This window comes from Parahaliea aestuarii (genome assembly GCF_008064635.1).
Taxonomy (GTDB): Bacteria; Pseudomonadota; Gammaproteobacteria; order Pseudomonadales; family Halieaceae; genus Parahaliea; species Parahaliea aestuarii.
In genome coordinates this window covers 111,256-134,766 of the sequence record NZ_VRYZ01000004.1, presented here as the reverse complement: position 1 = coordinate 134,766, position 23,511 = coordinate 111,256, and the positions used below count along the sequence as shown (strand labels likewise).

Sequence of the window (23,511 nt, the reverse complement as noted above, 5' to 3'; positions counted from 1 at the left end):
TGTGCTCTCTTATTTCAGGTTGTTTTCCATCAGGCGGAAGATGCGCCGGTATTCATCCAGCCAGGATTCGGGATTGACGAAGCCGTGGGGATCCAGCGGGTAGATGGCCATCTCGAAGTCCGGCTTTTTCAGTTCCAGCAGGCGTTGCACCATCAGTACAGAGTCCTGGAAGAAGACATTGTCGTCCTGCATGCCGGAGGCGATCAGCAGCGGGTTCTTGAGCCCTGCCACATGGTTGATGGGGGAGCTGCGCTGGAAGGCTTCCGGGTCGATCAGCGGGGTGTTGAGGATGCGCCGCGTGTAGTCGTTTTCGTAGTGCATCCAGTCCGCCACCGGGCGCAGGGCGGCGCCGGCGGCGAAGGCGTCCGGCGCGCGGAACAGGGCCATGAAGGTCATGAAACCGCCGTAGGAGCCGCCGTAGATGCCGATGCGCTGGCGATCCACGCCGTGCCTGTCCACCAGGAAGTCGATGCCGTCCAGATAGTCCTCAAGCTCCGGGTGGCCCATTTGCCGGTAGATGCTGGTGCGCCAGTCGCGGCCGTAGCCCTCCGAGGCGCGGTAGTCCATGTCCAGCACGACATAGCCCGCCTCATTGAGCAGGGTGTGAAACATGAATTCACGGAAGTAGTAGGGCCAGCCCATGTGGGCGTTCTGGGTGTAGCCGGCGCCGTGTACAAACAAGACCGCCGGGTAGCTTTTTTCCGGATCGTGATCCTTCGGCAGGTAGAGTTTCGAATAGATCGGCCGGTCCACGTGGGAGGAGGGGACTTGCACAATCTCCGGCACCGTCCAGTCGATGGCGTCGTAGCGTTCCGACACCGTGTTGGTGAGCTGGCTGAGTTCACCGCTACCGTCACTGTTGCCCAGATAAAGATCGGCGTGGCGGTCGAACCAGGAGCGCGAGACCAGCAATTTTTCGCCATCCGGGGACAGTGCGAACTGGCTGACGCCGTCGAGATCGGTAACCTGCTCCAGTTCGCCGCCGGCCAGTGGTACCCGGTAAATTTCGTAGTTACCGGGATGGGCGCGATTGGAGACCACCCAGGCGTACTGCGACGCCGGACCGATAACAGGCTCACGCACCACGAATTTACCGCTGGTCAAGGCTCTGGCACGGCGCTCCGCAATACCCTTGGTGTAGAGGTGCGAATAGCCGCTCTCCTCGGACAGGAACCACAGGGTCTGGCTGTCGGGCAGCCAGCCGAACTGGTTGTACTCCCAGTTGATCCAGGCCTCGTCGCTCAGGCGGTGCTGCAGTTGCAGTTTGCCGGCTCTCTCGCCGCCGGTCGCCAGAGTGGCCAGCCAGCGGTCCTTGAAGTCGTTGGCGATGAACTGCAGTGCGAGGGTCTTGCCGTCGGGGCTGAAGGCGAGGCCGTTGACCGATACATCGCGCTGCTCCGGGGCTTCCAGCGCCTCTTTCACCTCGGCCTCGTCGGCGCCGCGCTGCACATGCCAGCCGAGAGCGGACTTGCGCAGGGCCGCCAGCGGGTCGCTGTCGATGCCCGGCAGGGCGCCGGTATCCACGCTTTCTATGTTGCCGCTGGCCAGGTCCACCAGCAGCACCTGTTGTGGCACCTGGTTGTTGCGGCCGACCCGGGTTCGCACTTCGCGCACCGCAACATAGCCGTCGGCGGTGACATAGTTGGGCATACTGCCCTTGCGGCCGGTTTCGGCGTCTTTGTCGGTGACCACCAGCGCCAGTACATCCCCGGCGGGCGACAGCCGGCGCTCGAGCACGCGGTACTCATCGCCCAGGAACACCGGGTCCGGGCGCTGGTCGCGCTGGCGGTCGGCCTGCTGCCCGGCCTGCCTGCGCCGCTCGGCCTCGACCACGGTGCGGTAGTTGCGGGCATGGTGGGCGCGCAGGGGGTCGAAGTCGGGTTTCGCGTCCGGGTTCTTGCCTTCGCGGATATCGGTGAGCAGGGCGGTGCTGCCGTCGCTCTCGGTATAGTGGTAGAACTGGCCGTCGCGTTCGTATTGCAGGGACTTGCCGTCGGGGGTGAATTGCAGCTGGCTTTCGTCGGCGCTGGTGGCGGTGACGCGGCGAACCGTGCCGACGACAGGGTCTTTCAGATAGACATCGCCGCGCTCGATCCAGGCCACGCGGCTGCGCCCGGCGTTGTAGACCTTGTTGTGGCCGCTGTCGGCCGGCGGTTGGGCTTCATCCACCGCGGCAGGGGCTTCTCCCCCCAGGCCCAGCTGGTAGAGGTCGCTGAAGTCCTCGCCGCTGCGCTTCTGGCGGAAGTACACGCTGCGGCCGTCATCGGCCCAGTAGGGTTCGGTGGGGGCATTGCCGATCCAGTCCGGGTCGGACATGATCAGCTCCAGGGTGGGCTGCTCGGCGGCCTGGGTGAGGCTGGCACCGAACCCCAGCAGGGCGATGGCAAAAAGGCGTTTCACGGGTGTTTCTCCTGTTCTGAAGGGGGCGCCTGCAGGCCCGCGGAGGCGATGCTATAGTAGCGGGCTGGCTTTCGCTGCCAACCCTATAGTATGTGTTCCCCCCGACTCAAGGCTGCCATGGTATGACCACCAACACCGACGACCTGCGTATTCGCAAGACCAAAGAGCTGGCTTCGCCCGAGCAACTGATCGCCGATATTCCCCCCTCCGATGCCGCCGCCGACTGTGTGCAGCAGGCGCGTCGCAGTATTCACGAAATTCTGAGCGGTGAAGACGACCGCCTGCTGGTAGTCGTCGGCCCCTGTTCCATCCACGACCCGGACGCCGCCCGGGCCTATGCCAGGCAGTTGCGGGCGCTGGCCGCCGATATCGCCGACGATGTGTTTGTGGTGATGCGGGTCTACTTTGAAAAGCCCCGCACCACCGTGGGCTGGAAGGGACTGATCAACGACCCGGACCTCAACAACACCTTCCAGATCAACAAGGGCTTGCACCTGGCACGTCAGTTGCTGCTGGATCTGGCGGACATGGGCCTGCCCACCGGCACCGAATACCTGGATCTGATCAGCCCCCAGTACTACGCCGATCTGGTGAGCTGGGGCGCCATTGGCGCCCGCACTACCGAGAGCCAGACCCACCGCGAACTGGCCTCCGGCCTGTCCTGCCCGGTGGGCTTCAAGAACGCCACTGACGGTGACATCCAGGTGGCCATCGACGCCATCAAGTCGGCCTCCCAGCCCCACCACTTCCTGTCGGTGACCAAGCAGGGTCGCTCCGCCATCTTTCAGACCGCCGGCAACGAGGACTGCCACATTATCCTGCGCGGCGGCAAACACCCCAACTACGACATGTTCTCGGTGGATGACGCCAGCGACATGCTGGGCAAGGCCGGTCTGCCGGCGCGTATCATGATCGATGCCAGCCACGCCAACAGCCGCAAGATTCCCGCCCGCCAGGTCGATGTGGTGCGCGACATCGCCACCCAGGTGGCCCGCGGCAGTCGCAGCATCTTCGGGCTGATGATCGAGTCCAACCTGGTGGCGGGCCGCCAGGATGTGGTGGCCGGGCGCCCCCTGACCTACGGCCAGAGCATCACCGACCCCTGTATCAGCTGGGACGATACCGACCTGCTGCTGCGGGAACTGGCCGCCGCTGCCCGCGAGCGTCGAGGCTAAGAGCGACAGGCACACTATGCTGAACCAGCCGGCCCGGGCGTCGGCACCGGCTGGCACCAGCGCCCCTCACACAGTACATTCAGGGGATAACTTACTGATGTGAGGAAGCGCCCATGCACCTGGGTTTCAGTTCCATGAACACCGCCGACGATCCGGCTCCCGAGCTGCTGGCTCGCACCCTGGAAGAAGCCGGCTTTGAATCCCTCTGGTACGGCGAACACAGCCATATCCCGGTCGCCCGCAAAACGCCTTATCCCCCCGGCGGCGACCTGCCGGAACCCTACAAAAAAATGATGGATCCCTACGTTTCGCTGATGGCGGCGGCGGCGGTGACCGAGAATCTCAAGGTCGGTACCGGTATCGCCCTGCTGCTGGAGCGCGAGCTGTTCTCCCAGGCCAAGACCATCGCCACCCTCGACCGCCTGACCAATGGCCGGGTTCTGATCGGCTGTGGCGTGGGCTGGAACGAGGAGGAGTTCGAAAATGCCACCAGCCTGCCCTGGAAGCGCCGCTACCTGGCACTGAAAGAACTGGTGGCCGCCCAGCGCAATCTGTTTACCGACGCAGAACCCGAGTACCACGGCGAGCTGATTGACTTCGATCCGGTCTGGTTTGAGCCAAAACCCGTGCAGGCCGGTGGCCCGCCGGTGGTGTTTGGCGCCATGGGGCCGCTGGGCGTGCGCCACGCCGCCGAGTGGGCCGACGGCTGGATGCCGGTGGATGTGGCCATGCCCGATGTGAAGCAGGGCATCGCCGATTTTCGCGCCGCGGTCAGCGCCGCGGGCCGCGACCCGGACAAGGTGGAAATTACCCTGGTGGTGATGTCACCGGTGACCGCCGACCTGCTCAAGTCCTACCGCGATATGGGCGTGCAGCGTTGCAACATTGGCGTCGGTGTGGAGAACTGGGACCGCCCAGAGATTGTCATGCCGATGATCGAGGAATTCGCCCGCATCATTCCGGAGCTCTGATCCCTCCGTCGCCGGGCCTGTGCTAATGTAAGCGCTTGAACGGGGCAGGGTTTGCCCCGCCCGTGGAGGTTCAGGTTTGACGGCTTTTTCTTCGCCTGTGCGCAGTGCCTTTGCCCTGGCGGCGACGCTTCTGCTGTTGTGGGCAGGCGTCGCGGCTGCGCAGCAGCCCACGCCGGCGCCGCCTGCCTCTGTCGATCTCGATGCCCTGGTGGCGAAGCTGGAGGCAGAGGTCGGCCAGATCCGCCTGCTCAGCGAACGCTTGCAGCGGGCCACTGGCGAGAGTCGCGATGCGCTTCTGTATCGCCGCGATTTGCGCAGCCTTGAGGTCGTGCGCCTGCTGGACCGGATCACGCCCCTGGTTCTCAGCCTGCCGGCGGAAGATCCGGCGCGGGTCAATCTCGAACAACGCATCCGCGGGGACCTGGCCGATGTCGGTCGCACCGTCTACGAGCGCCTGAAAGAGCTGGAAGAGCGTATCGATCAGCTTGTGCTCAAGGTCGAGGAGGCCAGCGGTGTCGACCGTGTGGAGCGCGAGGCCAACCTGGAGAGCCTGGAGCAACTGCGCTTCCGCTATTACGAAGCGCTGATCGGCCTGTCCCGTCATCGCGAAGAGCACGGATTGCCCCCGCTGGAAGTGCTGCGCAACCTGCCGCAGGAACTGTTTCAGTACGCCGAGATACAGGTGGGAAAGGTGGAGTTTTCCACCGCGGCAATCGCCGCCCTGCGCCAGCGCCTCAAGGTGCGTCCCGACCAGCAGGACCTCGCCACCGCGCTGGATGAACTGCAACTCGAGCAGTCCCGCCACATAGACGATCTGCGGATTGCAGTGGAGTTAATGGACAGGCTGGAGCTCGACAGCGCGCCCTACCGCACCGTCATCCTGCAGAAGGGCGATGTGGTTTCCATCAGCATGTTCGATTCCCATGTGCTGGCCGGCATGGCGCTGGACGGCTGGAAGAACTTCAAATCCACTATTGTGGAGAATGCCGCCGACGGCATTTTCCGTTTCCTGCTGTTTGTCGCCACGCTGCTGCTGTTTTTCTGGTTCGCGCAGGGCCTCAAGCGCCTGATGCGCAAGGGTCTTGAGCGCTCCAGCCTGAACATTTCCAGCTTGCTGAAAGAGATACTGATTTCCGTATCCGGGGGGGTGATGCTGGTGATGGGCCTGATGATGGCGCTGTCGCAGCTGGGCATTTCCCTCGGCCCGATGCTGGCGGGTCTGGGTGTCGCCGGCTTCATTGTCGGTTTTGCCCTGCAGGATACCCTGTCCAATTTCGCCTCCGGGGCGATGATCCTGCTCTACCGCCCCTACGACGTGGATGATTTCATTGAAGTGTCCGGCGCCTCGGGGGTGGTGAAGAAAATGACGCTGGTATCGACCACCATCGCCACCTTCGACAACCAGATACTGGTGGTACCCAACAACAAGATCTGGGGCGACGTGATCAAGAATGTCACCGCCCAGCGGGTGCGCCGGGTGGACCTGGTGTTCGGGGTCAGCTATAGCGATGACATCGAGAAAACCGAACAGGTACTGCAGGACGTGGTGGCCAGCCACGACAAGATCCTGCGTTCACCGGAGCCGGTGATCAAGGTACACACCCTGGGCGATTCCTCGGTCAACTTCATTGTGCGCCCCTGGGTGCGCACCGAGGATTACTGGGATGTGTACTGGGATCTCACCCGGGCGGTGAAAATGCGCTTCGACATCGAGGGTATTTCCATTCCCTTCCCGCAGCGCGATGTGCACTTTTACGCGGCGGACAACAGCCAGGATCAGTAGGTCCAGCCGACCCCGGTGGTAACGCCGTAGTCGACATTGCGATCCGAGTCGGCCTGGTTGTCGTAGCTGCCGAAGGCGGTGATGTCCCAGTACAGGTCGTCGATGATTTCCCAGCGCAGGCGCAAATCGCTACTGCTGCGCAGGCGTCCGCTCTCGGTGAGGCTGGGGTAGAGGCTCAGCGTGAAACTGATATCCATCTCCGGATCGTCGAAGCGCCAGAAACCGTACTCACCCGCAAAGAAGGCCTCCACGCTCTGTCTTGTGCCTTCTTCGGTACCTTCTTCGGTCAGCACCTGCAGGCCGGCCCCGCCGGTGAGGCGGGTGCGATAGGTGTCGATAAAGTAGCGGCCCAGCCCGGCACCCACCGAGAGGCGGTAGTCGACCCCCAGTTCGTCGTTCTTTTCATAATTGCCGTAGTAGGCGCGGAAGTAACGGGCCCTGTTGGTTGACCAGACCTGCCGCGTCAGGTCGATCTTGGTACTCTGGCTGCTGTCGTCCTCGGTGTCGGTGAGTGTGGTGCGGGCGTTCAGGCTGTTGCGCGAGTGCTGGTCCTCATAGCTGAGCGTGGTATTCAGGGTAGTCTGGGCGACAGAACTCGCCTTGGTGTAGGAATAGCCGGCGGAGAGGTAGGCGTCGAAGCGATCCAGCCAGCGGTCCTCGATAGGTTCCAGCTCGACAATGTCCAGGTATTCCATGTTGTGGCTGCCGTACAAATCCCTGATCGCCAGGTCTCCGGGCCGTTCCCCGGGTTGCAATTCGCCGTAGTAGCGGTGTCCATTGCTGGTGCGAACCTGGTAGTTGTACTTGCTTTCGATACGGGCGACTTCCTGCCACTGAATACTCACGCTGTCCATGGCGTCGGTGCTGAGTTCCAGCAGGCCGGCTGAGAGGGATTTGATTTCACCGGTAATCCGGTCGCCGTTGTAGAGCGTTATCACGTCGGTTTTCTGGTGCACGTCGGAAGCGAGAATGGGCCCGGCGCACAGCAGGCACAGGCAGGCCAGCCACCGCAGTAAATGTTTGTAGATCATGCCGCTCTCCTCGCGCCCGCACTGAGTCCGTTCATACTAGCGTATCGCCGCGCTCGCGGCCCGGGTATCAGATGTTGTACCAACGGCGGAATGCCCGCACCAGATGCCCCGCAATGTTGAAGGCGACTCGTGCCAGGCAGTAGTCTGCCGACTCTGTCTTGCAGAGCGAAGCACACGTGTTGGATAAAAATACCTTACTCACGGCCGCGCAGGCGGAGACAGGGCTGTCCGATTTCGGCGACCCGTCCTTCCACCAGCCCCTGGACCTGCTGATCGATGCCCTGAACCGCGAGGCCCGTCTCAATGACTTCGGGCAGTTGCGCGCGCAGATGACCATTCACTCCGGGCTGGTCAACCGGCTGAAAATCATCGCCTACCTGCGGGAATTTCCCGAAGTGCTGGATCAGGACGTGCCGCGCCCGGTGTTCATTGTCGGGCTGCCGCGCACCGGCACTACCGCGCTGCACCACCTGCTGAACCAGGATCCGGCGAACCGCACGTTGCGCCTGTGGGAGGCCCAGGACCCGGTACCGCCACCGGAGACGGCCACCTATCATTCGGACCCGCGCATCGAGGCGCGAGCCGCCGGCGTCGCCCTGACCGAACAGTTTCTGCCGGGCTTTCTCAAGACCCACCTGATAGACGCAGAAGAGCCGGACGAGTGCTACATGCTGCTGAACCGGGACTTCCTCTCGGTCGAGTATTCGGCCATGTTCCATATTCCCGCCTACGCCAACTGGCTCTACAGCAATCTCTGCCAGCGCGGTGCCTATGAGAGCCACAGGCGCCAGCTACAGCTGCTGCAGTATCGGCATCCCGGACACTGGGTACTCAAGGCGCCGTTTCACCAGTTGGGCCTGCGGGAAATCCTGCGCGTCTACCCGGATGCCATTATCGTGCAGACCCACCGCGCGCCGATGCAGTTTGTGGCCTCCGGCTGCAGTTTCAGCGAACTGCTGCGCCGCAGCGGCTCGGACCAGATCGAGCGCGGCGAAATTGGCCGCGACTGGATGGACATGCTGCGCATCTACACCCATACCTTCGAGGCGGATCGCGCAGCGATGGAGGCGGATTTCCCCGGGCAGTTTATCGATGTTTACCACGACGACTTTGTCGACGATCCCTGGTCCGCGGTGAACGCCATCTATGCCGCGCGCGGCACGCCACTTTCGCAGGCCGGTCGGTCTGCAATGAGTGAATGGATAGACGCCCATCCCAAGGGCAAGCACGGCCGCCACGAGTACCGGCTGGAAGATTACGGTATCAGCCGCGAGGAGGTCGCCGACCTGTTCGCCCCCTACATGCAACGCTACGGACTGGGCCTGGACTGAGCCGGCCCCGGAGGACAAACGTGAGTGAACAGGACAGCAATGAACGCGTGATGAGCGGCCAGGCCTGGGCCGATTTCTGCGACGGCCTGAAAGAGGCCGGGCAACTGGTCTTCGCCGAAAAGGCCCCGGCCACGCCCTTTGACCGCGCCGAGGGCTATCGCTACCTGTCCCGCATGCTGCGGGCCGGGCTGGAGAGCTTTGTTGAAGGCGGCGACCCGGCCTTCCCGGTACTGCGCTGCCCGGCCCACGAGACCATCAAGCTCGGTGCCGACAACCCCGACAACCACTACCAGAGCGCACCCCTCAACCCCCAGTACGACTACCGCCTGAAGGGCAGCCGCGGCACCGTTGACTACCTGGGCTTTGGCACCGTGATCAATCGCTACAGCAGTGGCGGCGGCATGAAAACCGACGGCTTCCTGGATTCGCGCGAGATCGAGATTGACGGCGAGGGCAATTTCGAGATCATCATCAGCCAGCGCGAACAGCCGGGCAACTGGCTGCGCATGGGGCCTGAGACCAACTCCCTCAATGTGCGCCAGACCTTCCAGGATCGCAAACGCGAGGTGAGGGCGGAACTCACCCTGGAGCGTATCGGCTGGGAAAATGATCGTCCGGCACCCCTGACACCGGAAAAACTCGATCGCGGACTGCAGGGCACGGTGCAGTTTGTGAAAATGACAACGGGCCTTTTCGAAGGCTGGGCCGAAAGCTTCCTGCCCACCACCAATCAGGTGGCGCCTGCGGACCAGGCCTACTGCCAGGCCATCGGTGGCGACCCGAACATCTATTACTTTCACAGCGCCTGGGAGCTGGCCGACGACGAGGCGCTGGTGGTAGAAGCACCGGTCATCCCGCAGTGCCAGACCTGGAACTTCGTGCTGCAAAACTGGTGGATGGAGTCGCTGGATTTCCGTTACCACAACATCCACTTCAACAAGCACACCGCCCACTACGAGCCCGACGGTTCGGTGAAAATCATCGTCGCCCACCAGAAGCCCGACCACCCCAACTGGGTGGAGACCACCGGCCACAACCGCGGCACCCTGTGCTGGCGCTGGATCGGGGCGAAAGAGCACCCGCCGGTGAATGCGCGGGTGGTGAAGTTCAGTGAGTTGTAGCTTGTCCGATTTAATGGCGGGCAGGTGATTCTGCGCATGGCGTGTTAAGCTTCCGCGCTTTCGCTGAAGCTGGACGGAGCGCTGATGGAGTTGGAAATTCTGCCGCTGGCATTGGCCATGCTCGCCACCGGCCTGTTCGCCGGTGTCCTCGCCGGACTGCTCGGCGTGGGTGGGGGAATCGTGATTGTGCCGGTGCTGGAAGCCGCACTGGGTGTCATGGGGGTGGATGCCGCGATTCGCATGCATATCGCAGTGGCTACCTCTCTCGCTACCATCATCCTGACTTCGATCTCATCGACCCGCGCTCACCACAAGAGGGGTGCGGTGGATTTTGCGCTTGCGCGCCAGTGGGGGGGGGTCATCCTGCTGGGGGCCGTGGCAGGTACTCTGTTGGCAAGCCGCGTGGACAGCAGCGTTTTATCCATGGTGTTTGCAGTCATCGCCATCCTGGTGGCGCTGAAGCTGGTACTCCCTACAGATAACCTGCGCCTGTCGGATCATGTTCCCGGTGGCCTGCCAGGTAAAATCCCGCCACTGTTGATTGGCGGCCTTTCCTGCATGATGGGCATTGGCGGTGGCAGTCTCAGTGTACCGGCCCTGACCATGATGAGCGTACCGGTGCACCGGGCCGTGGGCACCTCGGCCCTGTTTGGCCTGCTGATTGCGGTGCCAGGTACATTGACTTATATCGTTACCGGCTGGGGTGATCCGCGTCTGCCATCCGGCAACCTCGGTTTTGTCAGCCTTCTCGGCCTGGTAATGATTGCGCCCATGACGGTGCTCACGGCACCGCTGGGCGCAAAATTGGCGCACCGACTCAGCCAGCGTCAGTTGTCGCTGTTTTTCGGTTCCTTCCTGCTGCTGGTCTCCCTGCGCATGCTCTACCGCGCCTGGCTCTAGAGCCTGTACCTCAACGACAAGAAGTAGCGTCGCGGCGCGGTGTAACTGACATCCGTCACCCCGAAGGCATCGACCGTGAAGCCGCCGTTGATCTCCCGCTCATCACCCAGGTTGCGGCCGTGCAGCGCCACTTGCCAGTGTTCCTGTGGCGTGGTGTAAATCAGCCCGGCGTTCCAGGTAGTGAAACCGTCCGGGTGCAGCACCTCGAAGTCGCGGGCGGCGCGGTCGTTGGTGTAGTAGACATTGTCCTTGTAGTACACGTCGGCGAGCAGCTTCAGGCTGCCGCCGCGGTTGAAAATCCACTCGTACTGGGCCATCAGGCTGCCCGTCCATTCCGGGGTGTCCTGGAAGGGGCGGTCGCTGAGATCCTCCACCTGTCCCGTCGCCGGGTTGATGCTCTCGAAGGTGTCGAACTCGGCGTCGATCCAGCCCAGGGTGCCGGTCAGGGTCAGGCCTTCCACTGGCAGGGCGGAGATTTCCAGTTCGGCGCCGGTGATACTGGAGTCGCCGGCATTGTCGACGATCAGCGCCAGGCCGCCCCCGAGAGAGGCGGAGGAGCGATTGACCAGGAACTGCTGGTCCTCGTAGTCGTTGTAGAACAGGGCGCCGTTGACGATGAGGCGCCGATCCCACCACTCGGATTTAAGGCCCCACTCGTAGGCCGTCAGGGTTTCCGGGTCGGCCACTGATATTTCCGCCAGTGCCGTGGGGCGGCCGTTGAAGGCGCCGCTGCGAAAGCCCCTGGATGCACTGAGGTAGGTCATGATGTCGTCGTTGATGTCCCACTCGATGCCGACTTTCGGCGATACCTCGCTCCAGCTCTCCTTGCACTGGTAGCGGCTGCCGTTGCCACTGGCCACCACGTCGCTGCAGGCGCTGGCGTCGGTGGGGCCTGGCGTCACGAAGGCGGTCTGGCTGGCGCGACGCACCGAGAAGGTATCCAGTTCCTTTTCCTCGTCGGTGTAGCGGGCGGCGAGGGTCAGGCGCAGGCTGTCGCTGAGGCTGTAGATACCGTGGATGTAGGCGGCGTAGCTGGTGGTCTGCTGCTGGCGCTCGTAGTGCAGTGTAAGGTCCAGTGGCACCGCCAGGAAGGCCACCGGCGTGCCGTCTGGCAGGGTTACATCCAGCGGCTGGCTGGACAGTGCCTCGAACAGGCCGGAGGCCACGGTGATGTCGCTGTCGTGTTCCGCGTCCTCGTCCAGGTAGTAGAGCCCGGCCACCCAGTCCAGATTGTCGTTCAGTGCCAGGCCGGAGAAGATGAATTCCTGGCTGATCTGGTCGCCGTCGATCAGCGTGCCCACCGAGAGAAAATCCTGCGGGTCGTTGTCACTGTCGCGGTAGATTTCCGATTCCAGCTGGCGATAGCCGGTAATTGACTGGAGCTGGAATTTGTCCCAGCTCCAGGTGTTGGTCCAGCTGGCGCCGCGGGAATCGAGATCGTCCCGCTCGAGCTCGTTCAGCGCATTGCTCTTGTCGATGTCGGCATTGGGCGTGCAGCAGGGATCGCCGGGGCTGACAAAGGTGTTGTACAGGAAGGGGAAGAACTCCGCCCCGTTGAAGGTGGCCAGCACACGGGGATACACGTTCTGTCGCTGGTGGGCGGCGTCCAGCACCAGGTGGCTTTCGAAAGACTCGCCCGGCGTCCACAACAGGTGGAAGCGGCCGCCGGCCATGTCATCGTTGCCGGCATCCTGCCCGCGGCGCTCCTGCCAGCCATCGGATTCGCGCATCAGGAAAGCCGCGCTGGCGGCCAGCGTGCCGTCAATCAATGGCACCGATAGATAACCGTTCAGCTCACGGTGCTGGTAGGAGCCGGTGGCGCCTTCCAGCTGGAACTCCAGCTCGTCGCCGGGCTTTTTGGTGACCACATTGATGGCGCCACCGATGGTGTTCTTGCCGTACAACGTGCCCTGGGGGCCGCGCAGCACCTGCACCTGCTCAATATCGGCAAACTCCAGGTTGGCGCCGATGGTGCGCGACTGGTAGACGTTGTCGATGTACATACCGACGCCGGGATCGGTGGTGATGGCGAAATCGAACTGGCCAACCCCGCGGATAAAGGCCTGCAGGGTACTGTTGCCGCCGTCGCTGCCGATACGGAAGTTCAGGTTGGGTACCAGGTTTTCCAGGCTGGACAGTTCAGGCAGGTCCGCGTCCGCCAGCAACTCGCCGCCGAGGGCAGTGACAGACACCGAGGTGCGCTGTAGATCCTGTTCCCGTCGCTGGGCGGTGACCACCACTTCTTCCAGCGCCGTGGCGCGGTTGCTTTGAGCCTGGGCCAGGGTTGCAGGCAGCGCGGCGGCGGCAAGCGCGAGGGAGCTTGCAATGATCCGCACCGGACAGGTATGAATCCCGTTCATGGTGAGCACCTCTGTTATACGAATGTTATGGCACCTGAAGTTAAAACTAGGCTTCCGGCGGAGGTTCGTCAACGGGGCTGTGCCGGCGGGGGGTATTGATAGTCAGTCCGGCTTCCGGGAAATGCTGCCGGGGGAATCCTCAGCGCACGGAGCTGGCGAGGGAGCTTGTGCCGGGGCGTGAGGTCGGCGGCGGGAAAGCGGTGGCACCGGCGAATGTCGGCGCCACCGCGGGATTCAGGCGGCCAGCAAGCGCGCCCTGGCTGCCTCGTACTCCCGTTGCAGCCGCGCCACCAGCTCCGCTGCCGGCACCACGTCTTTCACCGCGCCGATCCCCTGGCCGCAGCCCCAGATGTCCTTCCAGGCCTTGGAGGCGGAGTCACCGCCGGAGCCGAAGCTCATGGCGCTGGGGTCCGAGGCGGGCAGGTTGTCCGGGTCGAGGCCGGCGGCTTCGATGGAGGGGCGCAGGTAGTTGCCGTGCACGCCGGTGAACAGGTTGGTGTAGACGATGTCGGAGGCGCCGTTGTCGACGATGGCCTGCTTGTAGGCCTGTTCCGCGTTGGCTTCCTCGGTGGCGATAAAGGCGGAACCGATATAGCCGAGGTCGGCGCCCATGGCCTGGGCGGCGAGTATGGCATCGCCGGTGGCGATGGAGCCGGACAGCAGCAGGGGGCCGTCAAACCACTCGCGTATCTCCTGCACCAGGGCGAAGGGCGAAATACCGCCGGCGTGACCGCCGGCGCCCGCCGCCACTGCGATCAGGCCGTCGGCCCCCTTCTCGATGGCCTTCTTCGCAAAGCGGTTGTTGATGACATCGTGCAGGGTGATACCACCGTAGGAGTGCACCGCCTCGTTGACGAACACCTGGGCGCCAAGGGAGGTGATGACAATCGGCACCTTGTACTTCACGCACATGTCCATGTCGTGCTGCAGGCGGTCGTTGGATCCGTGCACGATCTGGTTGACCGCGAAGGGGGCGGCGGGGGCATCCGGATTGGCCTGGTTGTAGGCGTCCAGCTCCTCGGTAATGCGCTTTAGCCACACTTCCAGCTCGCTGGCGGGCCGCGCATTCAGCGCCGGGAAGGAGCCGACGATACCGGCCTTGCACTGGGCGATGACCAGGTCGGGGTTGGAGACGATGAACATGGGGGAGGCAACCGCGGGCAGGCGCAGGCGGCTGGCAAGGGATTCGGGCAGGGCCATGTGAGCACTTCCTCTGACAGGATGGAGTGGTTGTGTGGTGGGTATGCAATTTATTGCATAACTTTTTTATATGCAACTTTTTGTATATGAGTAGCTGTCGGGTTATGCTCGCAGCGATCCACTGCGCCGCCGAGGAAGCGCTCCATGGCCCTGTCCCACGCCATCATGACCGCCCTGATTGAAGACGAAATGTCCGGCTATGAGCTGGCCAAGGCCTTTGATGTCTCCCTCGGCCTGTTCTGGCACGCCAGCCACCAGCAAATTTACCAGGAGCTGCGCAAGCTGGTGGCCAGGGGCTGGCTGGAAAAAGAAGCGGTAGCCCAGCAGGGCAAGCCCGACAAGAGCGTGCACCGCCTGACCGGGGCCGGGCGCGAGGCCCTGGCTGAATGGGTGTGGGGCGAGAGCAAAGTGCAGGAGGCCAAGGACGACCTCTGGGTCAAGCTCTACAACCTCAGCGCCGACAACGTCAGTCGCCTGTCCGCCGAGATCGCCATGCGACGGAAAGAGATGATGGGCCGCCTCTATCTCTACGAAAAAATCCGCCGCCGTCACTACGACAAGCCCGAAGCGCTGCCGCTGCGCCGCAAGGGGGTCTACCTCGCCCTGATTGCCGGTATCCGCCAGGGCGAGCAGTTCCTGGCCTGGTGCGACGAGGCGCTGGAATTGCTGGCGGGCGTGGAAAGCAGCGTCGCGCCATAGCCGGGGCCGCGGCCCTTCGGCATAATGCTGGGCTTTCACCGGGCTTGCACGGACCTCTATGTATCACCAGTACTACGGGCTGAAGGAAGCGCCATTTTCCATCGCGGTCAATCCGCGCTACCTGTTTATGAGCCCGCGCCACCGGGATGCGCTGGCCCACCTGCTTTACGGTGTGGGCGCCGGCGGTGGCTTTATCCTGCTCACCGGAGAGGTGGGTACCGGCAAAACGACCATCAACCGCTGTCTGCTGGAACAGCTGCCCGACGACACCGACATTGCCATCATCCTCAACCCGGCGCTGGATTCGCTGGAGTTGCTGGCCAGTGTCTGCGATGAACTGGGTATCGACTATGCCGGCGAGGCATCCAGCCTCAAAACCCTCACCGACAAACTGCATGCCTTCCTGCTGGCCAATCACGCCCGCGGGCGCAAAACAGTGCTGCTGATCGATGAGGCCCAGCATCTGAACTTTGACGTGCTGGAACAGATCCGGCTGCTCACCAACCTCGAAACCAACCATGAAAAGCTGCTGCAGATTGTGCTGATCGGCCAGCCGGAACTGGCCAGCCTGCTGCAGCGCCCCGAGTTGCGCCAGCTCAACCAGCGCATTACCGCGCGCTACAACCTCGAACCCCTGAACCTGGAAGAGACCCGCGCCTATATCCGCCACCGCCTGCAGGTGGCGGGGCTGACCGCTGACCGGGAATTGTTCCCGCCCGCCGCCGTGCGGGACATTCACCGCCTTACCCGCGGCATTCCCCGCCTGATCAATGTGCTCTGTGACCGCGCTTTGCTCGGCGCCTACGGCCAGAACAAGGGGCGGGTGGAACGCTCCATGGTCGCCACCGCGGCGCGCGAGGTGATGGGTGAGGAAGGTGTGCAGCGGCCGCCCTCGCGACTGGGCTGGGCGCTGGCTGTGGTAGTGCTGCTTGGCCTGGCGGGCACGGCGTGGTGGTGGCTGGGTCAGCCCCGGGGTTGGCAGCGCCAGTTGCCGGCTCAAGTGGCCGTCGAGGCGCCGGCAGTGGTGACGACGCCTCCCGCACAGCAACCGGAGCCCGAACCCGAACCCGAATCCGAGCCCGAAGCCGGCCAGCAGGCATGGAACATGACATCGGCCGCCGCCGGACAGTTACTGTGGCGCCTGCAGGCGCCCGCTGCCGTCGCCCCGCCTGAGCCGTGCCCTGCGCAGCCCATGCACGGTCTCGGCTGTTACCGGGAGCAAGTGCAGACCTGGGACGCGCTGCTGGCCTATGACCGGCCACTGGTACTGGAACTCATCACGCCAGAGCGCTTTCGGGCGGCCGCGGTATTACTGGGCCTGAGCGGCCAGCAGGCGCGCCTGGCGACCGCTGATGGCGGCGTGGTGGAAGTTTCCCTGCGGGAACTGGCGGGCCTGTGGCAGGGGGATTTCTACCTGCTGTGGCAGGTGCCGGACGGCTACCGTGCACCGCTGGCGCTGGGCGACCGGGGACCGGCGGTGGCGGCGGTGGCAAGGCTGTTTGCCGCGCTCGACAACCAGCCCAGGGCGCTGGCAGAAAGCCAGTTCAATCGCGCCCTGCAGAGCCGGGTGGAATTGTTCCAGCGGGCCCATCAACTGGAGGCTGACGGCGTTGTCGGGGTGAGAACCCTGTTGAAGCTCAATGAGCAGCTGGGCATCGACCCCAGTCGGGCGCAGTCGGAGGAATTGTTATGAAGAGGATCTGCCGGTGTCGCTGATTCTGGATGCCATCAACCGTTCCCAGCGCGAACGGGCCAATCCCGGGGAAGTGCCGGGAGTGGCCACAGTACACTACGCCGAGGCCACCGTTGCGCCATCGGCGTGGAAGGTGGGGGCCCTCGGGCTGGCGCTGGTGACGGCGCTGGCGGTGATCGCCTGGCTGCTGTTTCGCCCGGCAGAGCAGCCGCCACTGGCGCCAGTGGAAACCGTTGCCCCGGCGCCGGTTGCCCCAGCCCAGGTACCGGCGAAGCAGGAGGCTGTCGCGGCGCGAGAGCCAGAGCCTGCAGCGGCACTGGAGCGAGAGCAGACGCCGGCGGCGAAGCCGCTGTCAGCCGCGCAGGAGCAGGCGCCAGTGTCGGCAGAGGTGAGCGCACTGTACCAGCAGCCGCAAGCGGAGGAGTCTGTTGCAGCGCCCGCGTCGGTCGAGGCCGCACCTGCACCCAAAGAGGTGCAGGCAGCGGAGCCCGAAGAGCAGCCCCTCGATGTGGGGGCCCTGGTCGCCCAGGCCGAGGCGGAGTTGCGCAGCGCGGAACTGGCGGAGCACCCGGCGCCTTTCCTCCACAACCTGTCCCAGCAGCGCAAGGACGCCATCCCCACCCTGTTCTACAGCCAGCACGACTACCGCGGAGACGGCGCTTCCACCGTCACCATCAACAGCAAGACAGCGGCGAGCGGCCAGTCCCTGGGCAAGGGGGTAACGGTGGTGGAGGTGCTGCCCGACTCGGTGGTGCTGAGTTATGACGGGCAGGAGTTCAGGTTGAAGGCCTTGAATAGTTGGGTCAATCTCTGAACATTACAGCCCCAGAAACTCCCGCATAATCCCGAACAGTTCCGACTGGCGCTGGAAGGTTTTCACCCGCCCCTCTGCGGCGGCGTTGCCATACAGGGGCACGTTGGCGCCGGTGTGTTCCTCGTAGCCGAAGTCGTTGGTGGCGTAGTTCACGCCCATGATGCTGCCTTCCGGGGTGATGATGCGCGCCATCTTGCCGGGGGTGTAGATGGGCACGGTGTAGGCCTCGAACATGCTGCGCTGGGGGATCAGCTGGGCAGCCTGGCTGTGGTCGGCGGTGACCAGTACCAGTGTATCCGGGTGTTGGGCGGCGAAGTCGAGGGCGCTGGCCAGGACCTCGTCCAGTTGTTCCAGTTCTCCAATGGAGCCGCAGGGCTTGCGCTCGTGGGATTGCTTGTCGATTGAGGCGGACTCCACCATCAGGAAGAAACCGCGTTCGTTGTTGTGTGACAGTTGCTGCAGGGCGGTATCCGTCATTTCCTTGAGGCTCGGGATGCCAGCGGCCTCCGGGTTGGGTTCGCAACGCATGGGTTCCGGCAGCTCTACACTGCCCAGATACTGGTGCAGCCGGTTGAGCAAGCTGGGGCGGGGCGCCTCTGCTTCGCGGCCGTCTTCGCCGCGCATCCGCACCGGCAGGGTGCCCGGCGCAAACAGGCCCAGCAGGCGCTCACCGGGCTCTGCCGCAAGCAGTTCGTCGCGGCTGCGTACCACAGAAAAGCCCGCCAGCTGGGCGCTGCGCAACACGCTCTCCGTGCCGCCTTCCACGGTGGGCTGGAAGTGCTTGGCGCCGCCGCCCAGCAATACATCAAGGCCGGACACCGCCAGCTGTTCGCTGATGGAGCCCGCCCCGCCGTTCGCTTTCATATCCTGCTGACAGTGGCCGAGGTGAATACCGCTGTAGGTAATGTCAGCCATCAGTTCAGGGTTTTCACACATGCGGTAGCTGATATGGGCGGCAAAGGAGGCCGGCGTGGCGTCGGTAACGCTGGCGCTGCTGACAATGCCGGTACGCAGGCCCGCGGCCCGGGCCAGTTCCACAATTGTTGGCAGGTCGCGATCGTCGCCGGCGCTGGTGGCGATACGGCCGCGACTGGTCACTGCGCCGGTGGCCAGGCTGGTGGCGGTATTGGCCGAGTCGGCCACGTACACAGGCTTGCCTTCCGTATTGTCTTCCACGGTGAGGATCTGCACCGCGCTACGCACCGGCATCTGATCCAGCAGCAGCTGCCCATTGGCGCCTTTCAGGTAGTCGCGGGCAATGGTGACCTGCTGGTCGTCCATGCCGTCACCGACGATGAGAATGACATTGGCAGCGGTAGTGGTGGTACTGGCGAGGGCGAGAGTGACGGCGGTGGCAAGGCGGCGCATTGTGGGCTCCGTGAAAAAAAGGAGGTATTGAAACATGCACTAACGGGGGCGCCAAGCCGCAATGGACTGAAAGGCTGGACTGACAGTTCCGGGGGCCTGTGGCAGCATGGCGGGCGGGAATAACAAGGATAACGGAGCCGCCGCCATGCAATGGGTCCACCACCACGCCACCATCAATGGCATCCACATGCACTATGTGGAGCAGGGAGAGGGCTTGCCGCTTGTTCTCTGCCATGGCTTTCCGCACCTGTGGTTCAGCTGGCATCGCCAGATCACGGCGCTGGCCGCCGCCGGTTACCGGGTGATCGCGCCGGATATGCGGGGCATGGGACAGACCGAGGCCCCCACCGCGGTGGAAGCCTACGATATCGAGCACATTACGGGTGACCTGTTGGGCCTGCTGGATCATCTGGAGCTGGAAAATGCGGTGTTTGCCGGTCTCGACTTTGGCGCCTTCGCCATTTACGACCTGGCGCTGCGCCATCCCGGGCGGGTGCTGGCGGTGATCGGCCTGGAAAATCCCGCGGCGCCCCACAACCCGGATGAGCCGCCGCTCACCGAGTACCGCCGCATCGCCGAGCAGCACTTCCTGCATATCGAGTATTTCCGCGAACCGCCCCGCGCCGACCGGGAACTGGCGGCCCAGCCGCGGCGCTTTCTGCACAAGGTTTACCACACCCTCAGCGGCGCCTGTCACTTTTTTGACATGTTCAGGCACCCGCCGGGCACGTCCTACATCGACGCCATGGAAGAGCCGCCGCCGCTGCCCTGGGCCTGGCTGAGTGAACTCGAACTGGAGTTCTTTGTATCGGAGTACAGCCGTACCGGCTTCACCGGCGGCCTCAACTGGTACCGTTCCTTCGACATCAAGTGGCAGCAGCGGCGCCCCTTTGAAGGTGTGCAGAGTGCGGTGCCGGCCTACTTCATCGGCTCAGAGCACGATGTCGACCTGGAAGGTTTTCACGGCGAGGACCCTATTGGCCAGATGCGGGCGATTTTCCCCGATCTGCGCCGGGTCGATATGATCTCCGGGGCGGGCCACATGGTGCAACTGGAAGCATCCGATGAGGTAAACCGGCTGTTGCTCGAATACCTGGCGGAGATCAGCGCGGCTACTGCACGCTGAGTTTGAGTTCCAGCTTGCCCAGCGTTGCGCACTCCTGTTCCAGCTCCCAGGCGGTGAGCGGGTGTTGTTCCAGCCAGCCCTCCGGGCAGCTCAGTTTGAGGGAGCGTTTACCGGCCCGGAGGTTGAATTCCGGTAGCTGTTCCAGTTGTTCGACATGCTTGAACAGGTAGGCAAGTCGCAGCAGTGCAATCAGGCGCAGCAGACGCGGGACTTCCGATTCGCTCAATTCCGCCCACAGGGAGGGGTCCAGTTTGCCGCGGTGGCTGCGCACCAGTAGCGCAAGCTGCTCCTGCTCTTCCTGGGAAAAGCCCGCCAGGTCGGTGTTCTGCAGCAGGTAGGCGGAATGGCGGTTGTAGTGCTTGTGGGAAATGGCCATGCCCACGTCCAGGGTGCAGCTGGCCCGGTGCAACAGATCCCAGTCGGCCTTTTTCAGTTCCCAGGTTTTACGTGTGGCGTCAAACAGCATGCGCGCCCGTTTTTCCACAATGGCGGCCGCAGCGGTATCCACGTTGTAGCGCTGCATCAGGGCGTTGATACTGCGCTCGCGAACATCCTCGTGTGACAGGCGCCCCAGCAGGTCGTAGATCACACCTTCTCGCAGGGCGCCCTTGGATGTGCGCATTTGCCGGATGCCGAGCACATCAAACAGGGCGCGGGTGATGGCGACCCCGGCCAGGATGACATTGCGCCGCTGTGGCGACAGCCCGCTCAGCTTGATGGAACTGAAGCGTTTGAAGCGCAGCAGCTTTTGCTCCAGCTTGGCGAGCCCCTCATTGTCGATGCCGCCGCTGCTCCAGCCGTAGGCCTGCAGAATGCCCTCGATGGCCTGCAGGGTGCCGGAGGAGCCGACGCATTCCACCCAGTGCCCACTGTGATAGCGCTGGCGGATATGGGAGAGCTCCAGGCGGGCGCGGTTGCAGGCGGCCCGGTAGCGTTCGGGGCTGATGTTCTCGCCGTCGAAGAATTCCTGGCTGTAGGACACGCAGCCCATCTGCAGGCTTTCCAGCTCGCGGGGCTCGAAGCGCTCGCCGACGATCAGTTCCGTGCTGCCGCCACCGATATCGATGACCAGACGCGATTTGACGTCGTCGGCCAGCGTGTGGGCCACACCGAGGTAAACCAGGCGGGCTTCCTCGCGGCCGTAGATGACATCCACCGGGGTGCCCAGCAACTCCCGGGCCGGACGGGTGAAGTCGCGCCGGTTGCGAGCCACCCGCAGGGTGTGGGTGGCGACGATGCGGATCCGTTCAGGCGCCACGCTGCCCAGCAGCTGGCCGAAGCGCGCCAGGCACTCCAGGCCGCGGTCGATGGCATCCTGGCTGAGCAGGTGATCCTGCAGGCCGGCGCCGAGCTGGACCTTCTCTGCCAGCGCCTCCACCGGGCGGATTTCGCCGTGCTCGACGCGGGCGACGATCAGGTGGAAGGAGTTGCTGCCGAGATCGATCGCAGCCAGCAGGCTGCCATCGTGCAGGGGGCCTGTGTTATCGGCGGACGGGACGTGACTATCGCTGTCGGAAACCAAGGGCAGCGCGATCCTGAATTAAAGGTGCGTTCATGGTAGCAGATGCCGTGCTCAGGCGCTGACGACAACGCGCGGGCAGCGCTGCGGCATGCGGGTCAGCAGCTCGTAACCGATGGTGCCGGCAGGCTCTGCAACATCTGCCACCGGAAGGCCTTCCCCCCACAGCACCACCGGGTCGCCGACCTTGACCGCTTCCAGGTCGGTGACATCGACGGTAATCATGTCCATCGACACGCGCCCTGCCAGCGGTGCGCGCCGGCCGTTCACCAGCACCGGGGTGCCGTTGCCGGCGGTGCGCGGATAGCCGTCGCCATAGCCCACGGTGACAGTGGCGATGCGTGAGGGGCGGCTGGCGGTCCAGCTTTCGCCGTAGCCCACTGAATCGCCGGTGGCTACCTCGCGTACGGAAATCACCGCTGAGCACAGGGTCATCACCGGCCGCAGACGGGCGGCGTTGGCCTGCAGGGCGCTGCCGAAGGGCGAATTACCCCACAGCATGTAGCCCGGGCGCACCCAGTCGTAATGGGAGGCGGGCCAGGCCAGCAGGCCAGGGGAATTGGCGGCGCTGCGCAGTGCGGCCAGGGGGGCAGTAACCTGCTCGAACAGGGCCAGCTGGCGCTGCGTGGTATCACGCTCTGTCTCGTCGGCGCTGGAGAAGTGGGTGGATACCACCGGCTTTCCCACACTGTTGGAGCAGCCGGCAATGCGTTCGAAATAGGCCTGGGCCCGGGCCGGCTCGACGCCGAGGCGGTGCATGCCGGTATCGATTTTGAGCCAGCACTGCAGCGGCTTCGCCAGCCGGGCCCGTTCCAGCCAGTCCAGCTGGACGGCGTTGTCCACGGTGACCCACAGGTTTTCGCGGGCGGCGACCTCCAGTTCCGCCGGCTCGAAGACGCCCTCCAGCAGCAGAATGGGGGCGTGGATACCGGATTCGCGCAGTTCCAGCGCTTCTTCCAGGCAGGCCACGGCCATGGCATCGACGCGCGGCTCAAGTTCCCGCGCCATGGTCACGGCGCCGTGGCCGTAGGCATTGGCCTTCACCACGGCCATGACCTTGGCATTGGGCGCCAGCTCAGCAGCCAGCGCCACGTTGTGGCGCAGGGCGGCGAGGTCGAGGCGGGCCTGGCTGGGGCGGCTCATCAGTAGTCGTAGCGGTGCTGGCTGAACAGGGTCTGGGCGGCCAGCCATACATCGCCGGGCCGGCCATTGCCCACAGTCACGCCATCCACTTCCACCACCGGCGCCAGCTCCTTGCTGGACGAGGACAGCCAGACTTCATCGGCGTCACGCAGTTCCTGCAGAGTCACCACGCGCTCCTCAACGGGGATGCTGCCGTCCTTGCGCAGGATATCGAGCAGTATCAGGCGGGTGATACCCGGCAGCTTCTGGTGGTCCAGGTCGGGGGTGGCCACCACGCCGTTCTTCACTACATAGACGTTGCAGGCGGCGGCCTCGGTCAGCTCTGCTTTCGCATTGTAGAGAATGGTCTCGCTGTTGCCCTGGGCGTAGCCCTGCTGGTAGTGCATGACATTGCCGAGCAGGGCGGTGGACTTGATGTTGCAGCGCTTCCAGCGCAGGTCCTCGCTGGTCGCCACTTTGTAGCAGGTGGCGGCGGCCTTGTCCGCCATCGGCGCCGGCGGAATTTCGAAGGCAAAAGCGTAGCGGGTGGCTTCGATGGCACTGGGGTAGGCGTGGTTGCGAATCACATCGGCGCCGCGGCTGACGTGGAAATAAATACCGAGATTGCCGCCGCCGTTGCGCTCGATCAGGGTGTTGGCGATCTGGCGCCATTCGTCCTGGTTCAGTTGCAGGCGAATTTCCAGCGCGTCGAGGCCGTCCTGCATGCGGTCCATGTGGGGCCCGAAGCCCACCAGTTTGCCGCCGTAGGAGGGGATCACCTCGTAGATGCCGTCGCCAAACAGGAAACCGCGGTCCATGGGGGAGATGCGGGCCTCGGCCATCGGCAGGTACTCGCCGTTCAGGTATACGATGCTCATGGGAATGTCCCTTTGCTCCA

The 23,511-nt window shown here is 63.9% G+C and carries 18 protein-coding genes; 10 read left to right on the top strand and 8 right to left on the bottom strand.

From position 1 onward, the window contains the following. Positions 1-9 precede the first annotated feature (9 nt). Complete coding sequence (locus FVW59_RS10180; RefSeq protein ID WP_148064160.1) at positions 10-2,400, bottom strand: S9 family peptidase; 2,391 nt, start codon at positions 2,398-2,400, stop codon at positions 10-12. A 122-nt stretch (positions 2,401-2,522) separates the two neighbouring features. On the opposite strand from FVW59_RS10180, the gene FVW59_RS10175 reads away from it, so the two are divergent. The 3 genes from FVW59_RS10175 (at position 2,523) to FVW59_RS10165 (ending at position 6,329) form a co-directional block, all read left to right on the top strand. Next, a complete protein-coding gene (locus FVW59_RS10175) occupies positions 2,523-3,575 on the top strand; it encodes a 3-deoxy-7-phosphoheptulonate synthase (protein ID WP_148064159.1) in 1,053 nt (350 codons plus the stop codon). A 113-nt stretch (positions 3,576-3,688) separates the two neighbouring features. Then, on the top strand, positions 3,689-4,546 hold the full coding sequence (locus FVW59_RS10170) for an LLM class F420-dependent oxidoreductase (protein ID WP_148064158.1): 858 nt from the start codon (positions 3,689-3,691) through the stop codon (positions 4,544-4,546). 76 nt (positions 4,547-4,622) lie between these two features. After that, entirely contained in the window at positions 4,623-6,329 is a 1,707-nt protein-coding gene (locus tag FVW59_RS10165) for a mechanosensitive ion channel family protein (RefSeq protein ID WP_148064157.1), read from the top strand. On the opposite strand, the gene FVW59_RS10160 is transcribed toward FVW59_RS10165, so the two are convergent. Next, the gene (locus tag FVW59_RS10160) at positions 6,323-7,360 is read right to left on the bottom strand and encodes a DUF481 domain-containing protein (RefSeq protein WP_148064156.1); all 1,038 of its coding nucleotides are present in this window, start codon (positions 7,358-7,360) and stop codon (positions 6,323-6,325) included. The two genes, FVW59_RS10165 and FVW59_RS10160, sit on opposite strands and share 7 nt — an antisense overlap. Positions 7,361-7,536: 176 nt before the next feature. Between FVW59_RS10160 and FVW59_RS10155 the strand changes: the two genes are divergently transcribed. The 3 genes from FVW59_RS10155 to FVW59_RS10145 all read left to right on the top strand — a co-directional run bounded on the left by FVW59_RS10155 (position 7,537) and on the right by FVW59_RS10145 (position 10,712). Beyond that, on the top strand, positions 7,537-8,691 hold the full coding sequence (locus tag FVW59_RS10155) for a sulfotransferase family protein (protein WP_148064155.1): 1,155 nt from the start codon (positions 7,537-7,539) through the stop codon (positions 8,689-8,691). 20 nt (positions 8,692-8,711) lie between these two features. Next, positions 8,712-9,812, top strand: coding sequence for a DUF1214 domain-containing protein (locus FVW59_RS10150; protein WP_246139700.1), 1,101 nt, complete (start codon positions 8,712-8,714; stop codon positions 9,810-9,812). An 84-nt stretch (positions 9,813-9,896) separates the two neighbouring features. Beyond that, positions 9,897-10,712: a sulfite exporter TauE/SafE family protein gene (locus FVW59_RS10145; protein ID WP_148064154.1), complete on the top strand. Its 816-nt coding sequence runs from the start codon at positions 9,897-9,899 to the stop codon at positions 10,710-10,712. Here the strand turns inward: FVW59_RS10145 and FVW59_RS10140 are convergent. Beyond that, the gene (locus FVW59_RS10140; protein WP_148064153.1) at positions 10,709-13,072 is read right to left on the bottom strand and encodes a TonB-dependent receptor; all 2,364 of its coding nucleotides are present in this window, start codon (positions 13,070-13,072) and stop codon (positions 10,709-10,711) included. The two genes, FVW59_RS10145 and FVW59_RS10140, sit on opposite strands and share 4 nt — an antisense overlap. Before the next feature lie 234 nt (positions 13,073-13,306). Continuing rightward, positions 13,307-14,272: an NAD(P)H-dependent flavin oxidoreductase gene (locus FVW59_RS10135; protein WP_148064152.1), complete on the bottom strand. Its 966-nt coding sequence runs from the start codon at positions 14,270-14,272 to the stop codon at positions 13,307-13,309. Between the two features lie 144 nt (positions 14,273-14,416). Between FVW59_RS10135 and FVW59_RS10130 the strand changes: the two genes are divergently transcribed. From FVW59_RS10130 to FVW59_RS10120, 3 genes are read left to right on the top strand one after another with little or no spacing between them, the layout of a single operon-like run. Continuing rightward, a complete protein-coding gene (locus FVW59_RS10130) occupies positions 14,417-14,971 on the top strand; it encodes a PadR family transcriptional regulator (protein WP_148064151.1) in 555 nt (184 codons plus the stop codon). Positions 14,972-15,029: 58 nt separating this feature from the next. Then, positions 15,030-16,664: an ExeA family protein gene (locus tag FVW59_RS10125; RefSeq protein ID WP_148064150.1), complete on the top strand. Its 1,635-nt coding sequence runs from the start codon at positions 15,030-15,032 to the stop codon at positions 16,662-16,664. A gap of 13 nt (positions 16,665-16,677) precedes the next feature. Continuing rightward, entirely contained in the window at positions 16,678-17,478 is an 801-nt protein-coding gene (locus tag FVW59_RS10120; protein ID WP_148064149.1) for a general secretion pathway protein GspB, read from the top strand. Between the two features lie 3 nt (positions 17,479-17,481). Here FVW59_RS10120 and FVW59_RS10115 read toward each other — a convergent pair whose 3' ends face one another. Next, positions 17,482-18,846, bottom strand: a complete 1,365-nt coding sequence (locus tag FVW59_RS10115) for an alkaline phosphatase (RefSeq protein ID WP_246139699.1) — start codon at positions 18,844-18,846, stop codon at positions 17,482-17,484. A gap of 145 nt (positions 18,847-18,991) precedes the next feature. On the opposite strand from FVW59_RS10115, the gene FVW59_RS10110 reads away from it, so the two are divergent. After that, complete coding sequence (locus FVW59_RS10110) at positions 18,992-19,972, top strand: alpha/beta fold hydrolase (protein ID WP_148064147.1); 981 nt, start codon at positions 18,992-18,994, stop codon at positions 19,970-19,972. On the opposite strand, the gene FVW59_RS10105 is transcribed toward FVW59_RS10110, so the two are convergent. From FVW59_RS10105 to FVW59_RS10095, 3 genes are read right to left on the bottom strand one after another with little or no spacing between them, the layout of a single operon-like run. Continuing rightward, positions 19,959-21,494, bottom strand: coding sequence for a Ppx/GppA phosphatase family protein (locus FVW59_RS10105; protein ID WP_148064146.1), 1,536 nt, complete (start codon positions 21,492-21,494; stop codon positions 19,959-19,961). The two genes, FVW59_RS10110 and FVW59_RS10105, sit on opposite strands and share 14 nt — an antisense overlap. Before the next feature lie 51 nt (positions 21,495-21,545). Then, positions 21,546-22,634, bottom strand: a complete 1,089-nt coding sequence (gene alr, locus FVW59_RS10100) for an alanine racemase (protein WP_148064145.1) — start codon at positions 22,632-22,634, stop codon at positions 21,546-21,548. Further along, complete coding sequence (locus FVW59_RS10095) at positions 22,634-23,491, bottom strand: aminotransferase class IV (RefSeq protein ID WP_148064144.1); 858 nt, start codon at positions 23,489-23,491, stop codon at positions 22,634-22,636. The genes alr and FVW59_RS10095 overlap by 1 nt, the downstream gene beginning before the upstream one ends. Positions 23,492-23,511: the final 20 nt, after the last annotated feature.

What these genes read in the sequence shown, in the direction of transcription:
- FVW59_RS10130 (WP_148064151.1), top strand. Translation starts at nt 14,417, where the DNA reads ATGGCCCTGTCCCACGCCATCATGACCGCCCTGATTGAAGACGAAATG.
- FVW59_RS10135 (WP_148064152.1), bottom strand. Translation starts at nt 14,272, where the DNA reads ATGGCCCTGCCCGAATCCCTTGCCAGCCGCCTGCGCCTGCCCGCGGTT.
- FVW59_RS10175 (WP_148064159.1), top strand. Translation starts at nt 2,523, where the DNA reads ATGACCACCAACACCGACGACCTGCGTATTCGCAAGACCAAAGAGCTG.
- FVW59_RS10170 (WP_148064158.1), top strand. Translation starts at nt 3,689, where the DNA reads ATGCACCTGGGTTTCAGTTCCATGAACACCGCCGACGATCCGGCTCCC.
- FVW59_RS10115 (WP_246139699.1), bottom strand. Translation starts at nt 18,846, where the DNA reads ATGCGCCGCCTTGCCACCGCCGTCACTCTCGCCCTCGCCAGTACCACC.
- FVW59_RS10160 (WP_148064156.1), bottom strand. Translation starts at nt 7,360, where the DNA reads ATGATCTACAAACATTTACTGCGGTGGCTGGCCTGCCTGTGCCTGCTG.
- FVW59_RS10140 (WP_148064153.1), bottom strand. Translation starts at nt 13,072, where the DNA reads ATGAACGGGATTCATACCTGTCCGGTGCGGATCATTGCAAGCTCCCTC.
- FVW59_RS10110 (WP_148064147.1), top strand. Translation starts at nt 18,992, where the DNA reads ATGCAATGGGTCCACCACCACGCCACCATCAATGGCATCCACATGCAC.
- FVW59_RS10125 (WP_148064150.1), top strand. Translation starts at nt 15,030, where the DNA reads ATGTATCACCAGTACTACGGGCTGAAGGAAGCGCCATTTTCCATCGCG.
- FVW59_RS10145 (WP_148064154.1), top strand. Translation starts at nt 9,897, where the DNA reads ATGGAGTTGGAAATTCTGCCGCTGGCATTGGCCATGCTCGCCACCGGC.
- FVW59_RS10095 (WP_148064144.1), bottom strand. Translation starts at nt 23,491, where the DNA reads ATGAGCATCGTATACCTGAACGGCGAGTACCTGCCGATGGCCGAGGCC.
- alr (WP_148064145.1), bottom strand. Translation starts at nt 22,634, where the DNA reads ATGAGCCGCCCCAGCCAGGCCCGCCTCGACCTCGCCGCCCTGCGCCAC.